The organism is Paenirhizobium selenitireducens ATCC BAA-1503 (assembly GCF_000518785.1).
Taxonomy (GTDB): Bacteria; Pseudomonadota; Alphaproteobacteria; order Rhizobiales; family Rhizobiaceae; genus Allorhizobium; species Allorhizobium selenitireducens.
On sequence record NZ_JAEG01000001.1, the window covers coordinates 830,121 to 848,487 of the forward strand.

Sequence of the window (18,367 nt, forward strand, 5' to 3'; positions counted from 1 at the left end):
ACCGTGAGCCCAGAAGGCTCTGGTACGGCTCCAGAGACTTGACCGCACCCTTCCTTTATCCCATAGGCGTGGGCAAAGATCATTCCAAGCTAAACAGGTACTCTGGCCATGGGCTTCAAATGCGGTATCGTCGGCTTGCCCAATGTCGGCAAGTCCACCCTCTTCAACGCGCTGACCAAGACGGCAGCGGCGCAAGCCGCCAACTATCCGTTCTGCACGATCGAGCCGAACACCGGCGAAGTGGCCGTGCCGGACCCGCGCATGCAGAAGCTGGCCGCGGTCGCGGGCTCGAAGGAAATCATCCCGACCCGCATCTCCTTCGTCGACATTGCCGGCCTGGTGCGCGGCGCGTCGAAGGGTGAAGGCCTCGGCAACAAGTTCCTCGCCAACATCCGCGAAGTCGATGCCGTAGTCCACGTGCTGCGCTGCTTCGAGGATGACGACATCACCCATGTCGAAGGCCGTATCAACCCGGTCGGTGACGCCGAGACCATCGAGACCGAGCTGATGCTCGCCGACCTCGAAAGCCTGGAACGCCGCGTCGAGCAGACCCGCAAGCGTGCCGCCTCCAAGGACAAGGAATCGCTCGCCCAACTGCCGGTCATGGAAGCCGTGATCAAGCTGCTGAACGAAGGCAAGCCGGCCCGCCTGCTGCTGAAGACCCTTGCCGCCGACGACATCGAAATCCTCAAGGGCTTGAACCTTCTGACCTCGCATCCGGTGCTTTATGTCTGCAACGTCGCGGAAGCCGATGCGGTGGACGGCAATGCCCATACGAAGGCCGTCGCCAAGATGGCAGACGAACAGGGCGCGGAATGCGTCATCATCTCCGCGGCGATCGAATCCGAAGTGGCCCAGCTGCCGGAAGAGGAAGCCAAGGAATTCCTCTCGGCGCTCGGCCTCCACGAAGCGGGCCTCGACCGCCTGATCCGCGCCGGCTACCACCTGCTGGACCTCATCACCTATTTCACGGTCGGCCCAAAGGAGTGCCGTGCCTGGACCATCGTTCGCGGCACCAAGGCTCCGGCCGCTGCCGGCGTCATCCATACCGACTTCGAACGCGGCTTCATCCGCGCCTTCACCATCGGCTATGACGACTACATCAACTACAAGGGCGAAGTCGGCGCCAAGGAAGCCGGCAAGGGCCGCGACGAAGGCAAGGAATATGTCGTCCACGACGGCGACGTGATCCACTTCCGTTTCAACACCTGAGACGGACCGCGCCCGACATTGCAGTCGAACTTTTGCGCTGCCGCCCTTATCAACGAAGGGGCGGCAGTTTTGCCTGGAGCGAAAGCGGAAGGGTCGAGACCACGCCGCGGCGGAACCACGGCCAGCCGACGCCGATGGTCAGCACCACAAGCCCGACGATCAGCAGGGTCACGAAGACATAGAAGCCGAGCTCCATCTGCGCCTTCTCGAACAGCTTGTAGATGGCAAAGCCGAGCGACAGCAGGCCTGAGGTGACGAAGGCGCGTCGGTCGATCACCAGTCCGACGCCCATGAACATCGCGACGATCACGACCACCAGGAAGGCCTCGAGACTGCCGGCATTCTCTGAAAACACGGCGAAACCGCCGACATCCCCCATGAAGACGAAGGACAGCATGGCGTAGAGCAAGGCCGGCGCCGCACCGAGATGCATCCAGAACGCCACGTCGGAATTGCGCGTCGTCCTCGCCGGATCCTTGAGGTCGAAGCTGAGCGCCAGGGCAAACAGCGCCAGCGCCGTCGCCAGCAGGATGACCGAGGTCGCCGTGCGATGGTTGAGGATGAAGCCCGGATCGCCGGTCGCCGCGATGATGCCGTTGAAGAGGGCCACCAGCCCCAGTCCGCAGGTCGTCATCAACAGCAATGCCAGCGACAGCGGCACCCGGTAGCGCCAGTAGAAGGGCGCGAGCAGGATCGGAAAAGGCAGGACAAAGAGCAGCGCATAGACGGCCGGGCTGATCGCCTCCCCGTCCGTGTCGAGAGCGAGAGCCGCGACGACGGCGATCCATTGGACGAAGGCAACGGTCAGCGCGACGGCAGGCAGGGCCAGCCGCTGGCGACGCACCAGCACTTCGGCAAGGATCAGGATCGCCGGCAATGCGCCATAGACCGTGCTCACGCCCCAGATCCCGGCGAGCACGATGACGATGCCGATGGTGATCAGCACATCGTGGAAGCCGCGCACGAAACGCGGCGTCTCGGTGTCGCCCACCGGGCTTTCCGCATCGGCCACGTCCATGTCCGGCAGGATCGCCGCGCTGGTCTTGCGCGTTATGTAGGACTGCAACTGCTCGGCCTGGAGGCCGCTGATGATGCCCTCCTCGGCCGCACCAGCCAGAATGGCCTTCATATTGGGAACCACGAAACCGTCCTTCGGTGAATTCAGTGACGCCCCTAGATACAGATCCGCCGACCGGCAGGCCAGAGCCGTGCGGTCAAATTTCCGAATTGGTCGCGACCGACCCTCCCATGGGATCGCCCCGAATCTGCCATCGCCAGATCGAGAAGGACCCGCCGGCAGCCGACCGGCGGGTCCTTTGATGGCAATTCGGGTAATCCCGAGATCAGACCTTCTTCATCGGGCAGGTCGACATGCCGAAGATCGAATAGAGCGGGCAGGTCGAGAGAAGCCCGGTCAGCAGCGGCACGATGCCGATCAGCGTGAAATAGCGCCAGGAGGCATCGGGATAGATGAAGAACAGCGACAGCACGACGAGACCGACGACGATGCGCAGGATACGATCGATCGATCCGACATTCTTGGCGAACATGGCAATTTCCTTTCGGGGCTGGGCATCTTGCACAGTGTCGCCAATATAGCGCCTGCCGAAGACCAGTCAGTGACTAAGTCACGCTTTCGAAGACTTGGCCATGCGGCCAAGCTCGGCTGCGTCCAGCACACGGATCAGGCCGCGCTCGTTGGCGATGACGCCCTTCGAGCCCAGCGCTTCGAGCCGGCGCGACACGACCTCGCGGGCCGATCCGATCATCACCGCCAGTTCCTGATGCGTCACCTCGATCACGTCATGGCCAGCCGCCCGTTCGACCAGCGCGTGGGCGAGCCGCTGCTCGACCTTGACGAAGGCGACCTGCTCCAGCACGAACATCAGGTCGTTCAGGCGCGCCGCAAAGGCGCGGAACACGAAAGTGCGAAAGGCCGCCGACGTCGCCATCAGCGTCTCGAACACCGACTGCGGAACCATCACCGCGACAAGATCCGTTTCGGCGATCGCCTCCCCCGTATAGACCGCACCACCCAGCACGCCGAGCGTGGTCTGCACGCAGGTCTCGCCGGGCGTCACCGCGTAGAGCAGAAGTTCACGCCCGCTCCGCCCCGTCAGGTAGACGCCGATGCGCCCGGAAATGAGGATGACGAAGGCCTCGGCCTGGTCGCCCGGGCGAAACAGCGTGGTGCGGTCGGCAATGAGTTGCGGCCGCAATCCCTCGAGATGACCCAGCGCCGCGCGGTCGAGTTCCGAAAGGAACGGCGCCTGTTCGATCCATCCCGCCATCGGCACTCCTTGTAATTGCAGTCCGAGCCGGCCATTCTGCACAGAAACGCCCACAAGGAAACGTCGCATGCCATCCCCGAAACTGCATTTCGAAGACTTCCATATCGGAAGGGTGTTCGAGCTTGGACCGAAGACCGTCGATGCCGCTGAAATTATTGAATTCGCAACGGAATTCGATCCGCAACCAATGCATCTCTCGGAACAGGCCGGCAAGGCCAGTATCCTCGGCGGGCTCAGCGCATCCGGTTGGCACACCAGCAGCATGTTCATGCGGATGATGATTGATTCCTACCTGCTCTCGTCCGTTTCGGAGGGCGCACCCGGCATTGACGTGATGGAGTGGAAGAAGCCGGTTCTCGCCGGCGACACCCTGAAGGGTCGCTCAACGGTCACGGCTGCGCGCACCATGCGCTCGCGCCCGCATATCGGCATCGTCACCTTCAGCCATGAACTGGAGAATCAGCGCGGCGAGACGGTCCTGCACTCCGAAAACGCCATCATGTTCCGCAGCCGCGGCGAGGAGAATGCCGCGTGAAGATGACCGAACTCTACCCCGCCGGCCACAAGGTCGAGACCGGATCGAAGCTCTTCACGGCAGAAGACATCATCCGCTTCGCGGAAAAATTCGACCCGCAACCCTTCCACACCGATGCCGAGGCGGCGAAGTCCTACGTCTTTGGCGCGCTCTGCGCCTCGGGCTGGCACACCTGCGCCGGCTGGATGCGCTGCTTCATCGACTTCTGGGGTACCGAGATCCGGCGGCTGAAGACCGAAGGCATCGCACCGCCCAAGCTTGGTCCCTCGCCGGGCTTCGAACAGTTGCAATGGCTGAAGCCGGTCTATGCCGGCGACACGATTACCTATAGCCTGACCAGCCTGGAAAGCCGGCCCCTCGCCTCCCGCCCCGGCCTGATGCTCAACATCGGCCTTGGCGAAGGGGTCAACCAGAACGGGGAAACGGTCCTGCGATTCAGGACCAAGATCCTCGAATTCGAATAGGAGAAGAGCCCCATGAACCTTCATGATTTCCACGCCGTCGACATCGACGGCAAGGACCGTCCGCTTTCGGACTTTGCCGGCAAGCTGGTTCTGGTCGTCAACACGGCAAGCGCCTGCGGCCATACCCCGCAATATGCCGGCCTGCAGCACCTGCAGGAGACCTTCGCCGACGACCTCGTCGTCCTCGGCTTTCCCTGCAACCAGTTCGGCGGTCAGGAGCCGGGCAGCGAAGCGGAGATCAAGGCCTTCTGCGACATCAACTACAAGGTCGGCTTCCCGCTGTTCGCCAAGGTCGAGGTCAATGGCGAAGGCGCCCATCCGCTGTTCAAGTATCTGACGCATGAAGTGCCCGGCATCCTCGGCACGGAGGCGATCAAGTGGAACTTCACCAAGTTCCTGGTTGGTCGTGACGGCGAGCCGATTGCCCGCTACGCTCCGGGCACCAAGCCGGAAGACATCGCCGGCGACATCCGCAAGGCGATCGGGGGCTGATGCGATGCGGTCGCGCGCCAGCGAGTTTCGGCTGTTCCCGACCGCACATCCGGGGCTTGCCGCCGTCGTCGCCCGCTCGGCCCACAGCTTCCCCCGCCACACCCATGACGAGTTCGGCATCGGCCTGATCGCCCGGGGCGGCCAGATGTCCGCCTCCGGGCGCGGACAGGTCACCGCCGGCGCCGGTGACATCATCACCGTCAATCCCGGCGAGGTGCATGACGGCGAGCCCCTGCGCGGCGAGGCCCGCGAGTGGCACATGCTCTATCTTTCGCCGGAACGCATGCAATCTGTGTCCCTCGGCTTCGAAGCGGCGGGGGAGTTCGAGTTCACCGCCCCTGTCTACCGGAACGGCGAACTGGCTCGGACCTTCGCGGCCGCCTTCAGGCGGCTGGCGCAGGCCGATGTCGCACAGCCGGAACTCGCCACCGACGAGGCGCTGCTGAACCTGTTCGCACCGCTGGTGAGAAAGACGGATCGCCAGGCACCGGATCGCCTTCACGCCGGCCTGCGGCGCGCGCGGGTGCGGCTCGATGACGACCCGGCAAGCAACCATTCGCTCGAGGGCCTCGCCGCCGAAGCAGGCCTCAGCCGCTTCCAGCTGCTCCGTGCCTTCGTCTCCTGGACCGGGCTCACGCCGCATGCCTATCTGATGCAGAAACGGGCAAACCTCGCGAAACAGCTGATTGCGGCCGGCCACGGGCTTGCCGCCGCCGCGCTCGAAGCCGGCTACGCCGACCAGAGCCACATGACTCGTGACTTCCGCCGCCGCTATGGCCTCACCCCGGCCGCCTTCGCCGGCAGCCGATAGTTGGGCTGCAATTCCGTTCAAGACCGGTCCCGGCGACGGCACTAGGCTGTGCCGGAACCCAATCCGAACGGAAGAGATCATGCTGCTGGAATTCACCCTCACCTCCCTTATCGTCATCGCCACGCCGGGCACGGGCGCGCTCTACACGATCGCCATGGGGCTCTCGCACGGCCGCGCCACCGCCCTCGTCGCGGCGCTCGGCTGCACCCTCGGCATCGTGCCGCACATGGCGGCCGCCATGCTCGGCCTGGCAGCAGTCCTGGCAACCAACGAGACAGCCTTCAACCTGCTGAAATTCGCCGGAGCGCTCTACCTGATCTGGATGGCGATCAGTGTCTGGCGCGATACCAGCCTGCTCACGCCATCGACCGACGACAGGCCGCGGTCCGGCCACGAGATCGTCCGCCATGCGGTCCTGATCAATCTGCTCAATCCGAAACTGTCGATCTTCTTCCTGGCGCTGCTGCCGCAGTTCGTGCACCCCGACCAGCCGCACGCGCTTCTGGCCATGAGCGGCTACAGCATCGCCTTCATGGCAATGACGCTCGTGGTCTTTGCCCTCTACGGCTGGTTTGCCGCCCTTGCCCGCGATCGCGTGCTGTCGAGCCGCGCGCTCACCAACGCCATCCGCCGGGTCTTCGCCGCGGGCTTCCTGATGCTCGGCGTGAGGCTCGCCCTCGCCGAGCGTTGACCGTTGGGCCTCAGTGGCCCGAAAACTCGACCAGAGTACGCACCTCGACGCCCAGCGCCTCGAGCTTCTGGCGACCGCCAAGATCGGGAAGGTCGATGACGAAGCAGGCCGAAACCACATCCGCGCCGAGCTTGCGCAGCAGCTGCACCGCACCGACCGCCGTGCCGCCGGTGGCGATCAGGTCGTCACACAGGATCACCTTCTCGCCCGGCTCGACGGCGTCGATATGCATCTCCATCTCGTCGACCCCGTATTCGAGGCTGTAGGCGATGCTGACCGTTTCGTGCGGCAACTTACCCTTCTTGCGGATCGGTACGAAACCGGCCGAGAGCTGATGGGCGAGCGCGCCCCCGAGAATGAAGCCTCGCGCTTCCATGCCCGCCACCTTGCCGACCTTCAGACCGGCATAGGGCTGCACCAGTTCATCGACGGCGCGGCGGAATGCGCGCGGATTGCCGAGCAGCGTGGTGATGTCGCGGAAGATGATGCCCGGCTTGGGATAGTCGGGAATGGAGCGGATCGAGGAAGCGAGCTCCAGCGCAAAGTTGCTCATATTGGGTCCATTGTCTGGTCGGTGGGAGGATGACGCCGGACACTATCAAGTCGGCCAATCCAGACCAACAAAAAAGGCGACCCGAAGGCCGCCTTTTCCGTTCAAACTCTGTCGCCCGAAAGGCTCAGTGTTCCTTGCTGGCATAGACCGACTTCTTCGTCAGGTAGACGAGCGCGGTGAAGATCACCAGGAACACCATGACCATGAAGCCGGTGCGCTTGCGCTCCTCGAGATGCGGCTCGGCGGCCCACATCAGGAAGGCGGAAATGTCCTTGGAATACTGGTCAAGCGTCTGCGGGGTGCCGTCGTCATAGGTGACCTGATCGTCGGCGATCGGCGGTGCCATGGCGAGCGCGGCAGCGCCGGCGAAGTACGGGTTGAAATACGTACCTTCGGCGACGGTGACGCCTTCCGGAGGCTCCTGGTAACCGGTCAGCAGCGAGTAGATATAATCCGGGCCGCCTTCCTGATACTGCGTGAAGATGTCGAACACGAAGGTCGGGAAGCCACGCTCGACGCCGCGAGCCTTGGCGAGCAGCGACATGTCCGGCGGAGCCGCACCACCGTTGGCGGCCGCAGCGGCTTCGTCGTTCGGGAACGGCGACGGGAAGTAGTCGGACGGAACGGCCTTGCGGGTGAACATCTCACCGTCGCCGTTCGGGCCGTCCTGCACTTCATACTCGGCGGCGAATGCCTTGACCTGCTCCTCGGAGTAGCCAAGCTCTTCCAGGGTGCGGAAGGGCACCAGCTTCATCGAGTGACAGGCCGAGCAGACTTCCTTGTAGATCTTCAGGCCGCGCTGCAACTGGGCCTTGTCGTACTTGCCGAACGGGCCGGCAAACGACCAGCCGAGATTGTGCGGCTTGAGGATCGGATAGTGGCTGGCAGCCGCGGCATGTTCGACGGCAGCCGCCAGGTCATGGCCTTCTTCCGCAGCCGCGAGGCTGGAACCGAAACCGGCCATGGCGGCGATCAGCGCGATGCTTGTAACAAGCTTTTTCATGTTGTTGATCCCTCTCTCGCGCACTCAGGCCTGGGTTGCGGCAGATTTGCCGCTTTTTTCGAGAACCGCCTCGGTGATCGAGTTCGGAATGCGGCGCGGGGTTTCGAAGAGACCCAGCAGCGGCATGATCACCAGGAAGAAGCCGAAGTAGTAGGCCGTGCCGATCTGCGACAGGATGACGTACAGGCCTTCAGCCGGACGCGAGCCGAGCCAGCCAAGCATGATGGCATTGGCGACGAAGATCCAGAAGAACAGCTTGTACCACGGACGGTAGACGGCCGAGCGAACCTTCGACGTGTCGAGCCAGGGCAGGAAGAACAGCACGAGGATCGCGCCGAACATGACGAGCACGCCGCCGAGCTTGGAGTCGATGAACAGCACGTTGAAGGTGATGGCGCGCAGCATCGCGTAGAACGGCAGGTAATACCATTCCGGAACGATGTGGGCCGGCGTCTTCAGCGGATTGGCCATCGTGTAGTTGTCGGGGTGGCCGAGATAGTTCGGCATGTAGAAGATGAACCAGGCGAAGACGATCAGGAAGACCGATACGCCGAAGGCATCCTTGAGCGTGGCGTAAGGCGTGAACGGAACGGTATCCGTCTTCGACTTCACTTCGACGCCGGTCGGGTTGGTCTGACCGGTGACGTGCAGCGCCCAGACGTGCAGGATGACGACGCCGGCGATCATGAACGGCAGCAGGTAGTGCAGTGCGAAGAAGCGGTTCAGCGTCGGCTGGTCAACGGCGAAGCCGCCGAGCAGGAACTGCTGGATCCATTCGCCGACCAGCGGGAAGGCGGTGAAGAAGCCGGTGATGACGGTCGCGCCCCAGAAGGACATCTGACCCCAGGGCAGAACATAGCCCATGAAGCCGGTTGCCATCATCAGGAGGTAGATGACCACGCCGAGGATCCAGAGGATTTCGCGCGGTGCCTTGTACGAGCCGTAATAGAGGCCGCGGGCGATGTGCAGGTAGACGGCGATGAAGAAGAAGGATGCGCCGTTGGCATGCATGTAGCGCAGCAGCCAGCCGTGGTTCACGTCGCGCATGATCTTCTCGACCGAGAAGAATGCGATGCTGGTGTCGGCGGCATAGTGCATGGCCAGAACGACGCCGGTCAGGATCTGTACGATCAGCATCACCGACAGCATGGCGCCGAAGGTGTAGGCATAGTTCAGGTTGCGGGGAACCGGATAGGCGACGAAGCTGTCGTAGATCATGCGCGGCAGCGGAAGCCGTGCGTCGATCCACTTCTCGAGGCCGCTCGACGGCTGGTAACTGGAATGATCACTCATATTTCTGAATCCCCTCAGCCGATCTTGATCACAGTATCGGAAACGAATGCAAATGTCGGAACGGGCAGGTTCTGCGGTGCCGGGCCTTTGCGAATACGGCCCGCGGTATCGTAGTGCGAGCCGTGGCAGGGACAGAACCAGCCACCGAAATCACCGGCCTGACCGAGCGGTACGCAGCCGAGATGGGTGCAGACGCCGATCATCACCAGCCAGTTTTCCTTGCCTTCGCCGGCAGAGCGGGCGAGGTCCGTTGCTTCAGCGGCGGCATCGCCATTGGCATTGCGGGCGACCGGATCCTTGAGGTCGGCGAGCGCGACGGCCTTGGCCTCTTCGACTTCCTTCTCGGTGCGGTTGCGGATGAACACCGGCTTGCCGCGCCACTTGACGGTCAGCGACATGCCGGGCTCGAGTGCCGCAACATCCACTTCGATCGCACCGAGTGCGAGTGTGGAGGCGTCCGGGCGCATCTGGTCGATGAACGGCCAGGCAACCGCAACGGCGCCGACCGCACCGGCCATGCCCGTGGTCAGGTAAAGGAAGTCGCGGCGAGTAGGCTCGCCCAAGGTTTCGCTATTCATCTCGTGCTCGCTCACGGTCAAACCATCCTCTTCGCAAATTCTGCGACACACCGCATTGCCGGGCGACGGCGAATCCGCGCGCGGACACGATTGCGCCACAGATTCCCCGCCAATTTGGCGCGTTCTAAGCTTGATATCGGATTATGTCCAGTCTTCACAGGGGGATGGGGGCACAATGTCGCGGATTTATTCACGCCTCTCTGCGCGTGGTTCGGACCGTCGGCGGGCATGTTGCAATGCGGTGTAAATTACGGCATGGTCGCGCCTTTCAGACCCCGTCCGGGCCCACGGATTTGCACCTTTGACAAGAGATCGATTTTCCTCCGCCCTGGGCGTGCTCATCTCTTTCGGCCTCCTTGTCGTCAGCCTGCGCTATGTCACCGACTTCTGGCTGTTGGCCTTCTTCTTTAGTCTACAGCCGCAGTTGGGGGTGGTCGCGGCACTCGGCGCCCTCGCCTGCCTCGCACTCCACCGCAGCCCCTTCGGCTACGGCCTGCTGGTCGTGTCACTGCTGCTCTGCGGCCACGCCTTCTGGATGAAGCGTGAATTCCTGCCGGCATCCAACATTGCCGTTCCGGCCGACGCGACGCGTTTCCGGCTGCTGTCGTTCAACATGCTGGGTGACAACTACGAAAATGTCGGCCGCATCATCGACATGGTCAAGGCCTCGGGCGCCGACGTCGCCTATGTGCTCGAATCCGGGCCTCTGCTGCATCACCTTTCGGACCTGTCGGCCACCTATCCCTACCGCATCGGCTGCGGTGTCCAGATCGAAAACTGCGACCTGATGATCCTGTCGAAATACCCGATCGAGGCTCCAAGCGTCGTCAGCCTGAGCGACATCCGCAGGAACCGCTTCGCCGTGGCGACGATCCGCGTCGGCGGCCAGGCCATCGAATTCGCCGCGATCCACCTGACCAAGCCGTATTTCGACGATTACCATACCACCGAACTGCGCCGCGCCGGCGCCATCCTGCGCAAGCGCGGCGGGACGCTGATCATCGGCGGCGACTTCAATTCCGATACGATCGCCCCGGACATGCAGCAGTTTCTGCGACGCGGCGACTTGCAGACAGCCGGAATGGAGCCGGCCACCTGGCCCGTCGCAGCAGGCATTTTCGGCATTCCGATCGATCACATCTACATGTCGAAGACCCTCATCCCGATTTCGCTCACGCGGATCGCGGACGACTACGGCTCCAACCACTATGGCCTGATTGCCGATCTGGCGATTGCGCCGCAGCGCTGAGCCGGGCGAAAGAGATCCCCCTCAAGCTGTCGCGGAAGAACCGGCGTCCCTCTCGTCGTCACCATCATGCGTATGCAGGAAGCCGCCGGATTGCCGCGCCCAGAGGTCGGCATAGAGACCGCCCTTCTCGACGAGCTCGGCATGGGTCCCCTGCTCGATGATCCGGCCCTTGTCCATGACCACGAGACGGTCGAGGGCGGCGATGGTCGACAGGCGGTGGGCGATGGCCAGCACCGTCTTGCCCTGCATCAGCTTGTCGAGATTGGACTGGATCGCCGCCTCGACCTCCGAATCGAGCGCCGAGGTCGCCTCGTCGAGCACCAGGATCGGCGCGTCCTTGAGCATGACGCGGGCGATTGCGATACGCTGCCGCTGGCCGCCCGAAAGCTTCACGCCGCGCTCGCCGACATGCGCGTCGAAGCCCTTGCGGCCACGCTGGTCTTCCAGCCGTTCGATGAACTCGAGCGCCTCGGCGCGATCCGCAGCCTTGCTCAGCATGTCTTCCGTCGCATCCTCGCGGCCGAAGACGATATTGTCGCGGATCGAGCGATGCAGCAGCGCGGTGTCCTGGGTCACCATGCCGATCTGCGACCGCAGGCTCTCCTGGGTGACGGTCGAAATATCCTGCCCGTCGATCAGGATCCGCCCGCCCTCGACGTCGTAGAAGCGCAGAAGCAGGTTGACCAGCGTCGACTTGCCCGCGCCCGAACGTCCGACGATGCCGACCTTCTCGCCGGGGCGGATGGTGAGCGTCAGGTGATCGATCGCCCCCTTCTTGCGGCCGTAGTGGAAGGACACGTCCTCGTAGCGGATTTCCGGGCTCCGGACCTCGAGTTCGGCAGCGTCCGGCCTGTCGGTCAGTTCGATCGGCTTCGAGATCAATTCCGCCGAGTTCTGGATCGTGCCGATATTGCGCATGATGCCGTTGAGCTGCGTCATCATCCGGCCGAGCAGCATGTTGAGCCTGAGCACCAGGCCAAGCGTGAAGGCAACGCCGCCGGCCGTGATCGCCCCGGAAAACCAGAGATCGACGGACAAGGTGGCGATCATCAGGATCATCGCACCCGACAGCATGGCAAGCGACGAACGCACCCCGGTCAGGAGCCGGGCGAACGGCGTCAGCGTCGCCTGGAAACGGTCGAAGCCGGCGCGGATATAGTGGTCGTTTTGCTGCTCGCGCCCGAACAGCTTGAGCGTCTGGATGTTGGAATAGGAATCGACCATCCGGCCGTTCAGCATCGAGGCGGCCTCCGCGGTATCCTTGGCATGGCGGCGGATGCGCGGCACGAAGATACGCGCCAAAACGAGGAAAACGGCGATCCACAGCGCAATGATGCCGGCGAGCCGCCAGTCGAGCTGCGCCACCAGCGCCATGGTCGAGGCCGTATAGATCACCATGAACCACACGACCTGCAGCAGCGAGGTCAGGAGGTCGCCGGTGGACTGCCCCGCCGACCAGACCTTGGTGACGATGCGGCCGGAAAAATCGTTCTGGAAGAAGGACAGCGACTGGCGCGCAACATGGGCATAGGCCTGCCAGCGCACCAGATTGAAGAAGTTGAGAACGATCACCTGCTCCTCGACCAGCGCACCGATCGTGACGACGATGAACCGGCCGGCGAGCACGATCAGCGCCATGACGAGCAGTTCGCTGCCATGCGCGGCAAGCAGGCCGTCCCAGCCCGCTTCCTTCGGCACGGTGTCGAGCAGGTCGACGAGCCGGCCGACGAACCAGAACAGCGCCGCCTCGAGCATGGCGACCGCGCCGCCGAACAGCGCCATCATGACGAAGGGCAGCTTCGCCTGACGGACATAGAACCAGACAAAGGCCCAGGTTCCGGACGGCGGCCTGAGGTCGTCGGCGCGGGCAAAGGGTGAGATCCAGTTTTCGAACAGGCGGGCGACGGAGCGGAAGATCATGCCAAGCGATATAGGCGGATTCCGCTGCGGGGCAAAGAAAATGCGGACGGCAAGGGATTACATTTGCGTCATGCCCGGAATTTCTCCGACGGCGTTTTTCGTGCCCTCACTTCGAAAAGCGCGTGAGATAGATGCCGAACAGAATGAGCGCCACGCCGGCTGGCTGGCCGACATGGAAAGTGGCGGTGCCGCGCAGGTAGTCGATCGCCAGCCCGGCGATCATCTGCCCGCCGATGATCAGCAGGGCCGAGCGGGCAGCGCCGATGCGCGGGAAGACATAGGACGAGATTGCGACGAACACGGCACCGATCATGCCGCCGGTGAAGGCCCAGCCCGGCACCTGTCCGAGCAGCGCCAGTCCTTGCCGCTCGAAGACGACGACGAAGACGGTGAGCAGGGCGAAACCGATGAAATGGTTCCAGAACGAGGCGCGAAACGCCCCGCGGTCCATGGTGAGACGCCCGTTGATCGAGCGGCTCATGCCGACGGCAGCCCCGCCGGCCAAGGCGATCAGAACAGAGGTCAGCATCACGCGCCTCCCGAATAGATGATGAGCGCGCTGCCGGCGATCACGCAGAGAGCAGCCAGCAGGTCGAAGCGGTTGAGCAGGCGCTTCGGAGTGCCGAACAGCCCCCAGAGGTCGGAAATCAGGCCGAACAGGATCTGGCCCACGAGCAGCAGCGAAAGGCCGCCGGCGAGCGCCAGCTCGGAATTGACCGCAATGGACGAAAGCGCCACGGCAAAGGCGCCCGGCGCGCCGCCGAGATAGGACCAGAGCGGCGGCTTCGACACCCCCGGCTCCGCGCCTGCCCGTTTGGACACGAGCAGCAGATTGACACGCAAGAGAAAGAAGGCGGCGACCGCCCCCACCCCATGCACAACCCATGAGGCGACGAACGGCGTCGAATGCGCGGCCAGCCCGCTATTGATGGTAATCATGACGGCCAGCAAGCCGCCGGCCAGCCCTGCCCAGACCCAATCCAGATAGTGTCGCATGGAGAAATCCCGGCCAACCGCGCCTGCCCGCTTCGTGCGGAACGAACAGCTGCATAACCTCGCCCCGGCGGAGCGGCAATCGAATTATCGGCAAGGCGCCTTCAGTAAAACTGTAGACTCCGGGATCGAGGAAGGCCCACCCCATGCCGAGCCTCTGGGACATTGCGGCGAAATGCGAAACGGGGCCCTCGGCCCCGTCTCTGGATGTGCGTGCGTTTCGCTTGGACGAGGATCAGAATTCCGTCCAGCTCTCCTTGACGACGGCCGCATTGCCGCGAAAGGCGCCGGCGAGCTTCTGGCCGAGCGCGCGGGCCGGCGAAGGCGCCGGACGCGAGGCGGGCGTTGCCGCCTTGACCGGTTGCTGCGTGCCATAAGTCTGGCCGTCGCCGAGCTTGAACTGGCCAAGCAGGGCGGTCAGTGCCGATGCCTGTTGGGCAAGCCCGTGGCTCGCGGCGGTCGACTGCTCAACCATCGCGGCATTCTGCTGCGTCCCCTGGTCCATGGTGTTGACCGCCGTGTTGATCTCCAGGAGGCCGGTCGACTGTTCCCGGGCCGAGGTGACGATCTGGCCGACATTGCGGTTGATCTCCTGCACCTCAGAGACGATCTTCTCCAGTGCCTTGCCGGTCTCGTCGACGAGAGCCACGCCGTTGCGCACCTGCTCGCCCGAGGTGGTGATGAGCGCCTTGATCTCCTTGGCGGCATTGGCCGAGCGCTGGGCAAGCTCGCGCACCTCCTGGGCGACGACGGCAAAACCCTTGCCGGCTTCCCCGGCGCGGGCGGCTTCGACGCCGGCATTGAGCGCCAGGAGGTTGGTCTGGAAGGCGATGTCGTCGATCACCCCTATGATGTTGCCGATCTCGCCCGAGGACTTCTCGATGGCCTGCATCGCGCTGACGGCACGGCGGACGATCTCGCCGGATGTTTCGGCCCCCTCCCGGGTCCGGGCAACCAGTTGGCCGGCCTCCTCGGCACGGATCGAGGAATCCTTGACGGCGGTCGTCACTTCCTCAAGCGCGGCAGCCGTCTCCTCCACAGAGGCTGCCTGCTGTTCGGTACGCTTGGACAGGTCATCGGCAGCCGAGAGGATTTCGCGGGCGCCGGCATCGATGGCACGGGCATTCTCGCCGACGGCACGCATCGCATCCTGCAACTTGCTGACGGACTGGTTGAAGTTGACGCGCAATCCGTCGAGATGATCGGCGAAGGCGGCGTCGATCTTGACGGCAAGGTCGCCGTCGGAGAGGCGCTGAAGACCGCCTGCCAGCTGGTCGACGGCAAACTGCACCTCGGCCGCTTCGCGGGCCTTCTGCTCTTCGCGGGCAATGCGCTCCTGTTCGGTCACGCTGCGGTTCTGCTCGGCCTGACGCTCGAGGTTTGCGCGTTCGATCGCATTGTGCCGGAAGACACCGACTGCCGCAGCCATCTCGCCGATCTCGTCCTTGCGGGTTTCGAACGGAATGGGGTGCGCCGTGTCGCCCCCGGCCAGGTTGTTCATCGCATGCGTGATTTCGGTGATAGGCCGTGCGATCCTGAGAAAGCTGAGGATTGCCGCAGCCGCGGCGATGAGAGCCGTGATCAGGACGGACGCGATCGTCGCGACGATCGAGAAGGCCGACACGGAATCCGCATGGGCGACCGCGGCGTCCGTCGTGGATATGTTCAGCTCGACGATGTCGTTCATCCGGGCGGACGCCGCCTTGGCGACCTCCGTCATCTCGCCGGTGAACAGCGCCTTGGCCGCGGCAGTATCTGCGGCAGCCTTGTGTGCGAGCAGCTCCGCGCCCAACTTGTCGTAATCGACCAGCGCGGCCTTCAGGCGATCGAACAGCTCGACCGCGACGTTGCTGGTGATCATCGCGCCGAAGGCATCGAAGGCTGCGTCGCGAGCGGTGACTGCCTGATTGAGTGACTCGGTCTGTCTTGCCAATTCTGCGGCATCGTCAGCGCTGAGAATGATCGCGTAGTTGCGGCGGACCTCGGCAAATTGCGCGTTCATTTTCGCGACCGCCAGCGTGCGCGGCATCCGCTCGCGACCGATGACCTCAACTTCACCTTTGACGTCTTCGATAAACTTGACCGCCATCGCACCCTGGATGATGCCGAGCAAAACGATGACGGCAAAGAGCAGCGGCAACATGACTTTGATTTTAATATTGAACATTGGACTTGTTCCGGGAGGGGAAAGGCATCCCAACAACGAAGGCAAAACGCCCGGAAAAATCATTTTTCACAGAATACGTCGGGTACTTATTAAGCTAAATTGAAACAATTAAACGAAACCTTGCAGGGGCGCCGTTTTGACATGTGGATTCTTGTGGGTAACCTTTCGCAGTTGCGAAGGGCGGAACTTGATGTCGTTCCGCCCTTGCGCGCATTCTTGCACAACTAAAGTCTTATTCAGCTGCTTCTTCAGTGGGTTGGTCAACTTGATCGGGCAGGAAGCCGCCCGATTGCCGGTTCCACAGGTCGGCATAGACGCCGCCCTGCGCCGCCAGTTCGCCATGCGTCCCCGTCTCGATGATCCGGCCCTTGTCGAGCACGACCAGCCGGTCCATCTGGGTCAGCGTCGACAGGCGGTGGGCAATCGCGATCACCGTCTTGCCCTCCATCAGCGAGAACAGGCTTTCCTGGATCGCCGCCTCGACTTCGGAATCGAGCGCCGAGGTCGCCTCGTCGAGGACGAGGATCGGCGCGTTCTTGAGGAACACCCGGGCAATCGCGATGCGCTGGCGCTGGCCGCCCGAAAGCTTCACGCCGCGCTCGCCGACCTGCGCGTCGAGCCCCTTGCGGCCCTGCATGTCGACCAGGCCCTCGATGAATTCGAGCGCATTGGCGCGCTTGGCCGCTTCCAGCACCTCCGCATCGCTCGCCTCCGGTCGCCCGTAGGCAATGTTGTCGCGGATCGAGCGGTGCAGGAGCGAGGTGTCCTGGGTGACGACGCCGACCAGCGCCCGCAGGCTGTCCTGCGACACCTTGGAAATGTCCTGGCCGTCGATCAGGACGTGCCCCTTCTCCAGATCGTAGAAACGCAGCAGAAGGTTCATCAGCGTGGTCTTGCCGGCGCCGGAGCGCCCGACCAGGCCCACCTTCTCACCGGCCTTGATGGTCAGGGAGAAGTCCTCAATCACGCCCTTGTCCTTGCCATAGTGGAAACGGACATGGTCGTAGACGATCTCGCCCTTCGGCACCTGGAGGGCCTTGGCACCGTCGGCATCGACGATGTCGTGCGGCTTCGTCATCATGCCCATGCCGTCATAGACCGTGCCGATGTTTTCGAAGAGCGCCGAGACCTCCCACATAATCCACTGCGACATGCCGTTGATGCGCATGGCCAGGCCGATGGCGACCGCGATCGCGCCGACCGAAACCGTGCCGCCCAGCCAGAACCAGATGCTGAGCCCGGATATGGCGAAGAGCACGATCGCATTGTTGATGTCGACGAAAACATTGAGCAACGTGATTTGCCGCATCTGCCGATGGACGGTGTCGAGAAAGGCGTTCATGCCGTCCTTGGCATAGGCTTCCTCGCGCCCGGCATGGGAGAACAGCTTCACGGTGGCGATGTTGGTGTAGCTGTCGACGATTCGACCCGTCATCATCGAGCGCGCATCGGCCTGCTCGCTGGAGAGCCGGCGCAGGCGCGGGACGAAGAAGGTGAGGATCAGCGTATAGACGACGATCCAGATGATCAGCGGCGCCACCAGCCGCCAGTCGGCGGCAAACACCAGCGCCAGCATCGAGACGAAGAAGCTGATCGCATAGACGAACACGTCGATGATCTTCATCACCGCTTCGCGCACGGCAAGCGAGGTCTGCATCACCTTCGTCGACACCCGGCCGGCGAACTCGTTGGCGAAGAAGGTCATCGAATGGCGCAACAGGAAGCGGTGCATCTGCCAGCGGGCGATCATCGGGAAATTGCCGGCCAGCACCTGGTGCATGGTCAGGGTGTGGATGAAGCCGACGATCGGCAGGCCGACCAGAAGCAGCGCCGCCATCCAGATCAGCCGGCCCTTCTCCGTTTGAAGGAAGGTGGCGCGGTCGGCAACCGACAGCCAGTCGACGATATTGCCGAGGAACTGGTAGAGCAGGACCTCACCGACGGCGATCAGCATCGAGCACAGCCCGAGCAGCAGCAGCCAGGGGCCGGCCGGCTTGGTGTAATGCCAGCAGAATGCCACGAGCCCCTTCGGCGGCAGCACGGGCGCTTCCGGCGGATAGGGATTGAGGCGGTTCTCGAACCACGAAAACATGCGGAATTCTCCAGAAAATCAGT

Annotated in this window: 19 protein-coding genes; 7 read left to right on the forward strand and 12 right to left on the reverse strand. The window is 63.3% G+C overall.

Features of this window, described 5'->3' with window-relative positions; genetic code table 11:
- Positions 1–108 precede the first annotated feature (108 nt).
- Positions 109–1,212: a redox-regulated ATPase YchF gene (gene ychF, locus L867_RS0104060; RefSeq protein ID WP_028735697.1), complete on the forward strand. Its 1,104-nt coding sequence runs from the start codon at positions 109–111 to the stop codon at positions 1,210–1,212.
- Between the two features lie 49 nt (positions 1,213–1,261).
- On the opposite strand, the gene L867_RS0104065 is transcribed toward ychF, so the two are convergent.
- The 3 genes from L867_RS0104065 to L867_RS0104075 form a co-directional block, all read right to left on the reverse strand.
- A complete protein-coding gene (locus L867_RS0104065; RefSeq protein ID WP_028735698.1) occupies positions 1,262–2,353 on the reverse strand; it encodes a hypothetical protein in 1,092 nt (363 codons plus the stop codon).
- Positions 2,354–2,555: 202 nt separating this feature from the next.
- Entirely contained in the window at positions 2,556–2,762 is a 207-nt protein-coding gene (locus L867_RS0104070) for a YgaP family membrane protein (RefSeq protein WP_028735699.1), read from the reverse strand.
- Positions 2,763–2,840: 78 nt separating this feature from the next.
- A complete protein-coding gene (locus L867_RS0104075) occupies positions 2,841–3,503 on the reverse strand; it encodes a Crp/Fnr family transcriptional regulator (protein ID WP_028735700.1) in 663 nt (220 codons plus the stop codon).
- 67 nt (positions 3,504–3,570) lie between these two features.
- On the opposite strand from L867_RS0104075, the gene L867_RS0104080 reads away from it, so the two are divergent.
- The 5 genes from L867_RS0104080 (at position 3,571) to L867_RS0104100 (ending at position 6,496) form a co-directional block, all read left to right on the forward strand.
- A complete protein-coding gene (locus L867_RS0104080; protein ID WP_028735701.1) occupies positions 3,571–4,038 on the forward strand; it encodes a MaoC family dehydratase in 468 nt (155 codons plus the stop codon).
- A gap of 2 nt (positions 4,039–4,040) precedes the next feature.
- Entirely contained in the window at positions 4,041–4,502 is a 462-nt protein-coding gene (locus tag L867_RS0104085) for a MaoC family dehydratase (protein ID WP_181141541.1), read from the forward strand.
- Between the two features lie 12 nt (positions 4,503–4,514).
- Positions 4,515–4,994: a glutathione peroxidase gene (locus L867_RS0104090; protein WP_028735703.1), complete on the forward strand. Its 480-nt coding sequence runs from the start codon at positions 4,515–4,517 to the stop codon at positions 4,992–4,994.
- A 4-nt stretch (positions 4,995–4,998) separates the two neighbouring features.
- A complete protein-coding gene (locus L867_RS0104095; protein WP_037172395.1) occupies positions 4,999–5,805 on the forward strand; it encodes an AraC family transcriptional regulator in 807 nt (268 codons plus the stop codon).
- A gap of 79 nt (positions 5,806–5,884) precedes the next feature.
- Complete coding sequence (locus L867_RS0104100) at positions 5,885–6,496, forward strand: LysE family translocator (RefSeq protein ID WP_028735705.1); 612 nt, start codon at positions 5,885–5,887, stop codon at positions 6,494–6,496.
- 10 nt (positions 6,497–6,506) lie between these two features.
- Here L867_RS0104100 and L867_RS0104105 read toward each other — a convergent pair whose 3' ends face one another.
- The 4 genes from L867_RS0104105 to petA all read right to left on the reverse strand — a co-directional run bounded on the left by L867_RS0104105 (position 6,507) and on the right by petA (position 9,938).
- Entirely contained in the window at positions 6,507–7,049 is a 543-nt protein-coding gene (locus L867_RS0104105; protein WP_028735706.1) for an adenine phosphoribosyltransferase, read from the reverse strand.
- Positions 7,050–7,173: 124 nt separating this feature from the next.
- A complete protein-coding gene (locus L867_RS0104110; protein ID WP_028735707.1) occupies positions 7,174–8,052 on the reverse strand; it encodes a cytochrome c1 in 879 nt (292 codons plus the stop codon).
- Between the two features lie 24 nt (positions 8,053–8,076).
- A complete protein-coding gene (locus L867_RS0104115) occupies positions 8,077–9,345 on the reverse strand; it encodes a cytochrome b (RefSeq protein WP_028735708.1) in 1,269 nt (422 codons plus the stop codon).
- Between the two features lie 14 nt (positions 9,346–9,359).
- Positions 9,360–9,938, reverse strand: coding sequence for a ubiquinol-cytochrome c reductase iron-sulfur subunit (gene petA, locus L867_RS0104120; protein WP_028735709.1), 579 nt, complete (start codon positions 9,936–9,938; stop codon positions 9,360–9,362).
- Positions 9,939–10,224: 286 nt separating this feature from the next.
- Between petA and L867_RS0104125 the strand changes: the two genes are divergently transcribed.
- Entirely contained in the window at positions 10,225–11,172 is a 948-nt protein-coding gene (locus L867_RS0104125) for an endonuclease/exonuclease/phosphatase family protein (protein WP_146086571.1), read from the forward strand.
- A 21-nt stretch (positions 11,173–11,193) separates the two neighbouring features.
- Here the strand turns inward: L867_RS0104125 and L867_RS24530 are convergent, their stop codons facing one another.
- The 5 genes from L867_RS24530 to L867_RS0104150 form a co-directional block, all read right to left on the reverse strand.
- On the reverse strand, positions 11,194–13,092 hold the full coding sequence (locus L867_RS24530) for an ABC transporter ATP-binding protein (RefSeq protein ID WP_037172397.1): 1,899 nt from the start codon (positions 13,090–13,092) through the stop codon (positions 11,194–11,196).
- Between the two features lie 106 nt (positions 13,093–13,198).
- The gene (locus tag L867_RS0104135; protein WP_028735711.1) at positions 13,199–13,621 is read right to left on the reverse strand and encodes a DMT family transporter; all 423 of its coding nucleotides are present in this window, start codon (positions 13,619–13,621) and stop codon (positions 13,199–13,201) included.
- The gene (locus L867_RS0104140) at positions 13,621–14,088 is read right to left on the reverse strand and encodes a DMT family transporter (protein WP_028735712.1); all 468 of its coding nucleotides are present in this window, start codon (positions 14,086–14,088) and stop codon (positions 13,621–13,623) included. Before L867_RS0104140 ends, L867_RS0104135 begins: the two co-directional genes overlap by 1 nt.
- Before the next feature lie 232 nt (positions 14,089–14,320).
- Entirely contained in the window at positions 14,321–16,252 is a 1,932-nt protein-coding gene (locus L867_RS0104145; protein ID WP_028735713.1) for a HAMP domain-containing methyl-accepting chemotaxis protein, read from the reverse strand.
- 232 nt (positions 16,253–16,484) lie between these two features.
- On the reverse strand, positions 16,485–18,344 hold the full coding sequence (locus tag L867_RS0104150) for an ABC transporter ATP-binding protein (protein WP_028735714.1): 1,860 nt from the start codon (positions 18,342–18,344) through the stop codon (positions 16,485–16,487).
- Positions 18,345–18,367 lie beyond the last annotated feature (23 nt).

Bases quoted from the DNA above. Each gene is read 5' to 3' on its own strand.
- ychF (WP_028735697.1), top strand. From the start codon at position 109: ATGGGCTTCAAATGCGGTATCGTCGGCTTGCCCAATGTCGGCAAGTCC.
- L867_RS0104070 (WP_028735699.1), bottom strand. From the start codon at position 2,762: ATGTTCGCCAAGAATGTCGGATCGATCGATCGTATCCTGCGCATCGTC.
- L867_RS0104075 (WP_028735700.1), bottom strand. From the start codon at position 3,503: ATGGCGGGATGGATCGAACAGGCGCCGTTCCTTTCGGAACTCGACCGC.
- L867_RS0104080 (WP_028735701.1), top strand. From the start codon at position 3,571: ATGCCATCCCCGAAACTGCATTTCGAAGACTTCCATATCGGAAGGGTG.
- L867_RS0104085 (WP_181141541.1), top strand. From the start codon at position 4,041: ATGACCGAACTCTACCCCGCCGGCCACAAGGTCGAGACCGGATCGAAG.
- L867_RS0104090 (WP_028735703.1), top strand. From the start codon at position 4,515: ATGAACCTTCATGATTTCCACGCCGTCGACATCGACGGCAAGGACCGT.
- L867_RS0104095 (WP_037172395.1), top strand. From the start codon at position 4,999: ATGCGGTCGCGCGCCAGCGAGTTTCGGCTGTTCCCGACCGCACATCCG.
- L867_RS0104100 (WP_028735705.1), top strand. From the start codon at position 5,885: ATGCTGCTGGAATTCACCCTCACCTCCCTTATCGTCATCGCCACGCCG.
- L867_RS0104105 (WP_028735706.1), bottom strand. From the start codon at position 7,049: ATGAGCAACTTTGCGCTGGAGCTCGCTTCCTCGATCCGCTCCATTCCC.
- L867_RS0104110 (WP_028735707.1), bottom strand. From the start codon at position 8,052: ATGAAAAAGCTTGTTACAAGCATCGCGCTGATCGCCGCCATGGCCGGT.
- L867_RS0104115 (WP_028735708.1), bottom strand. From the start codon at position 9,345: ATGAGTGATCATTCCAGTTACCAGCCGTCGAGCGGCCTCGAGAAGTGG.
- L867_RS24530 (WP_037172397.1), bottom strand. From the start codon at position 13,092: ATGATCTTCCGCTCCGTCGCCCGCCTGTTCGAAAACTGGATCTCACCC.
- L867_RS0104135 (WP_028735711.1), bottom strand. From the start codon at position 13,621: ATGCTGACCTCTGTTCTGATCGCCTTGGCCGGCGGGGCTGCCGTCGGC.
- L867_RS0104140 (WP_028735712.1), bottom strand. From the start codon at position 14,088: ATGCGACACTATCTGGATTGGGTCTGGGCAGGGCTGGCCGGCGGCTTG.
- L867_RS0104145 (WP_028735713.1), bottom strand. From the start codon at position 16,252: ATGTTCAATATTAAAATCAAAGTCATGTTGCCGCTGCTCTTTGCCGTC.
- L867_RS0104150 (WP_028735714.1), bottom strand. From the start codon at position 18,344: ATGTTTTCGTGGTTCGAGAACCGCCTCAATCCCTATCCGCCGGAAGCG.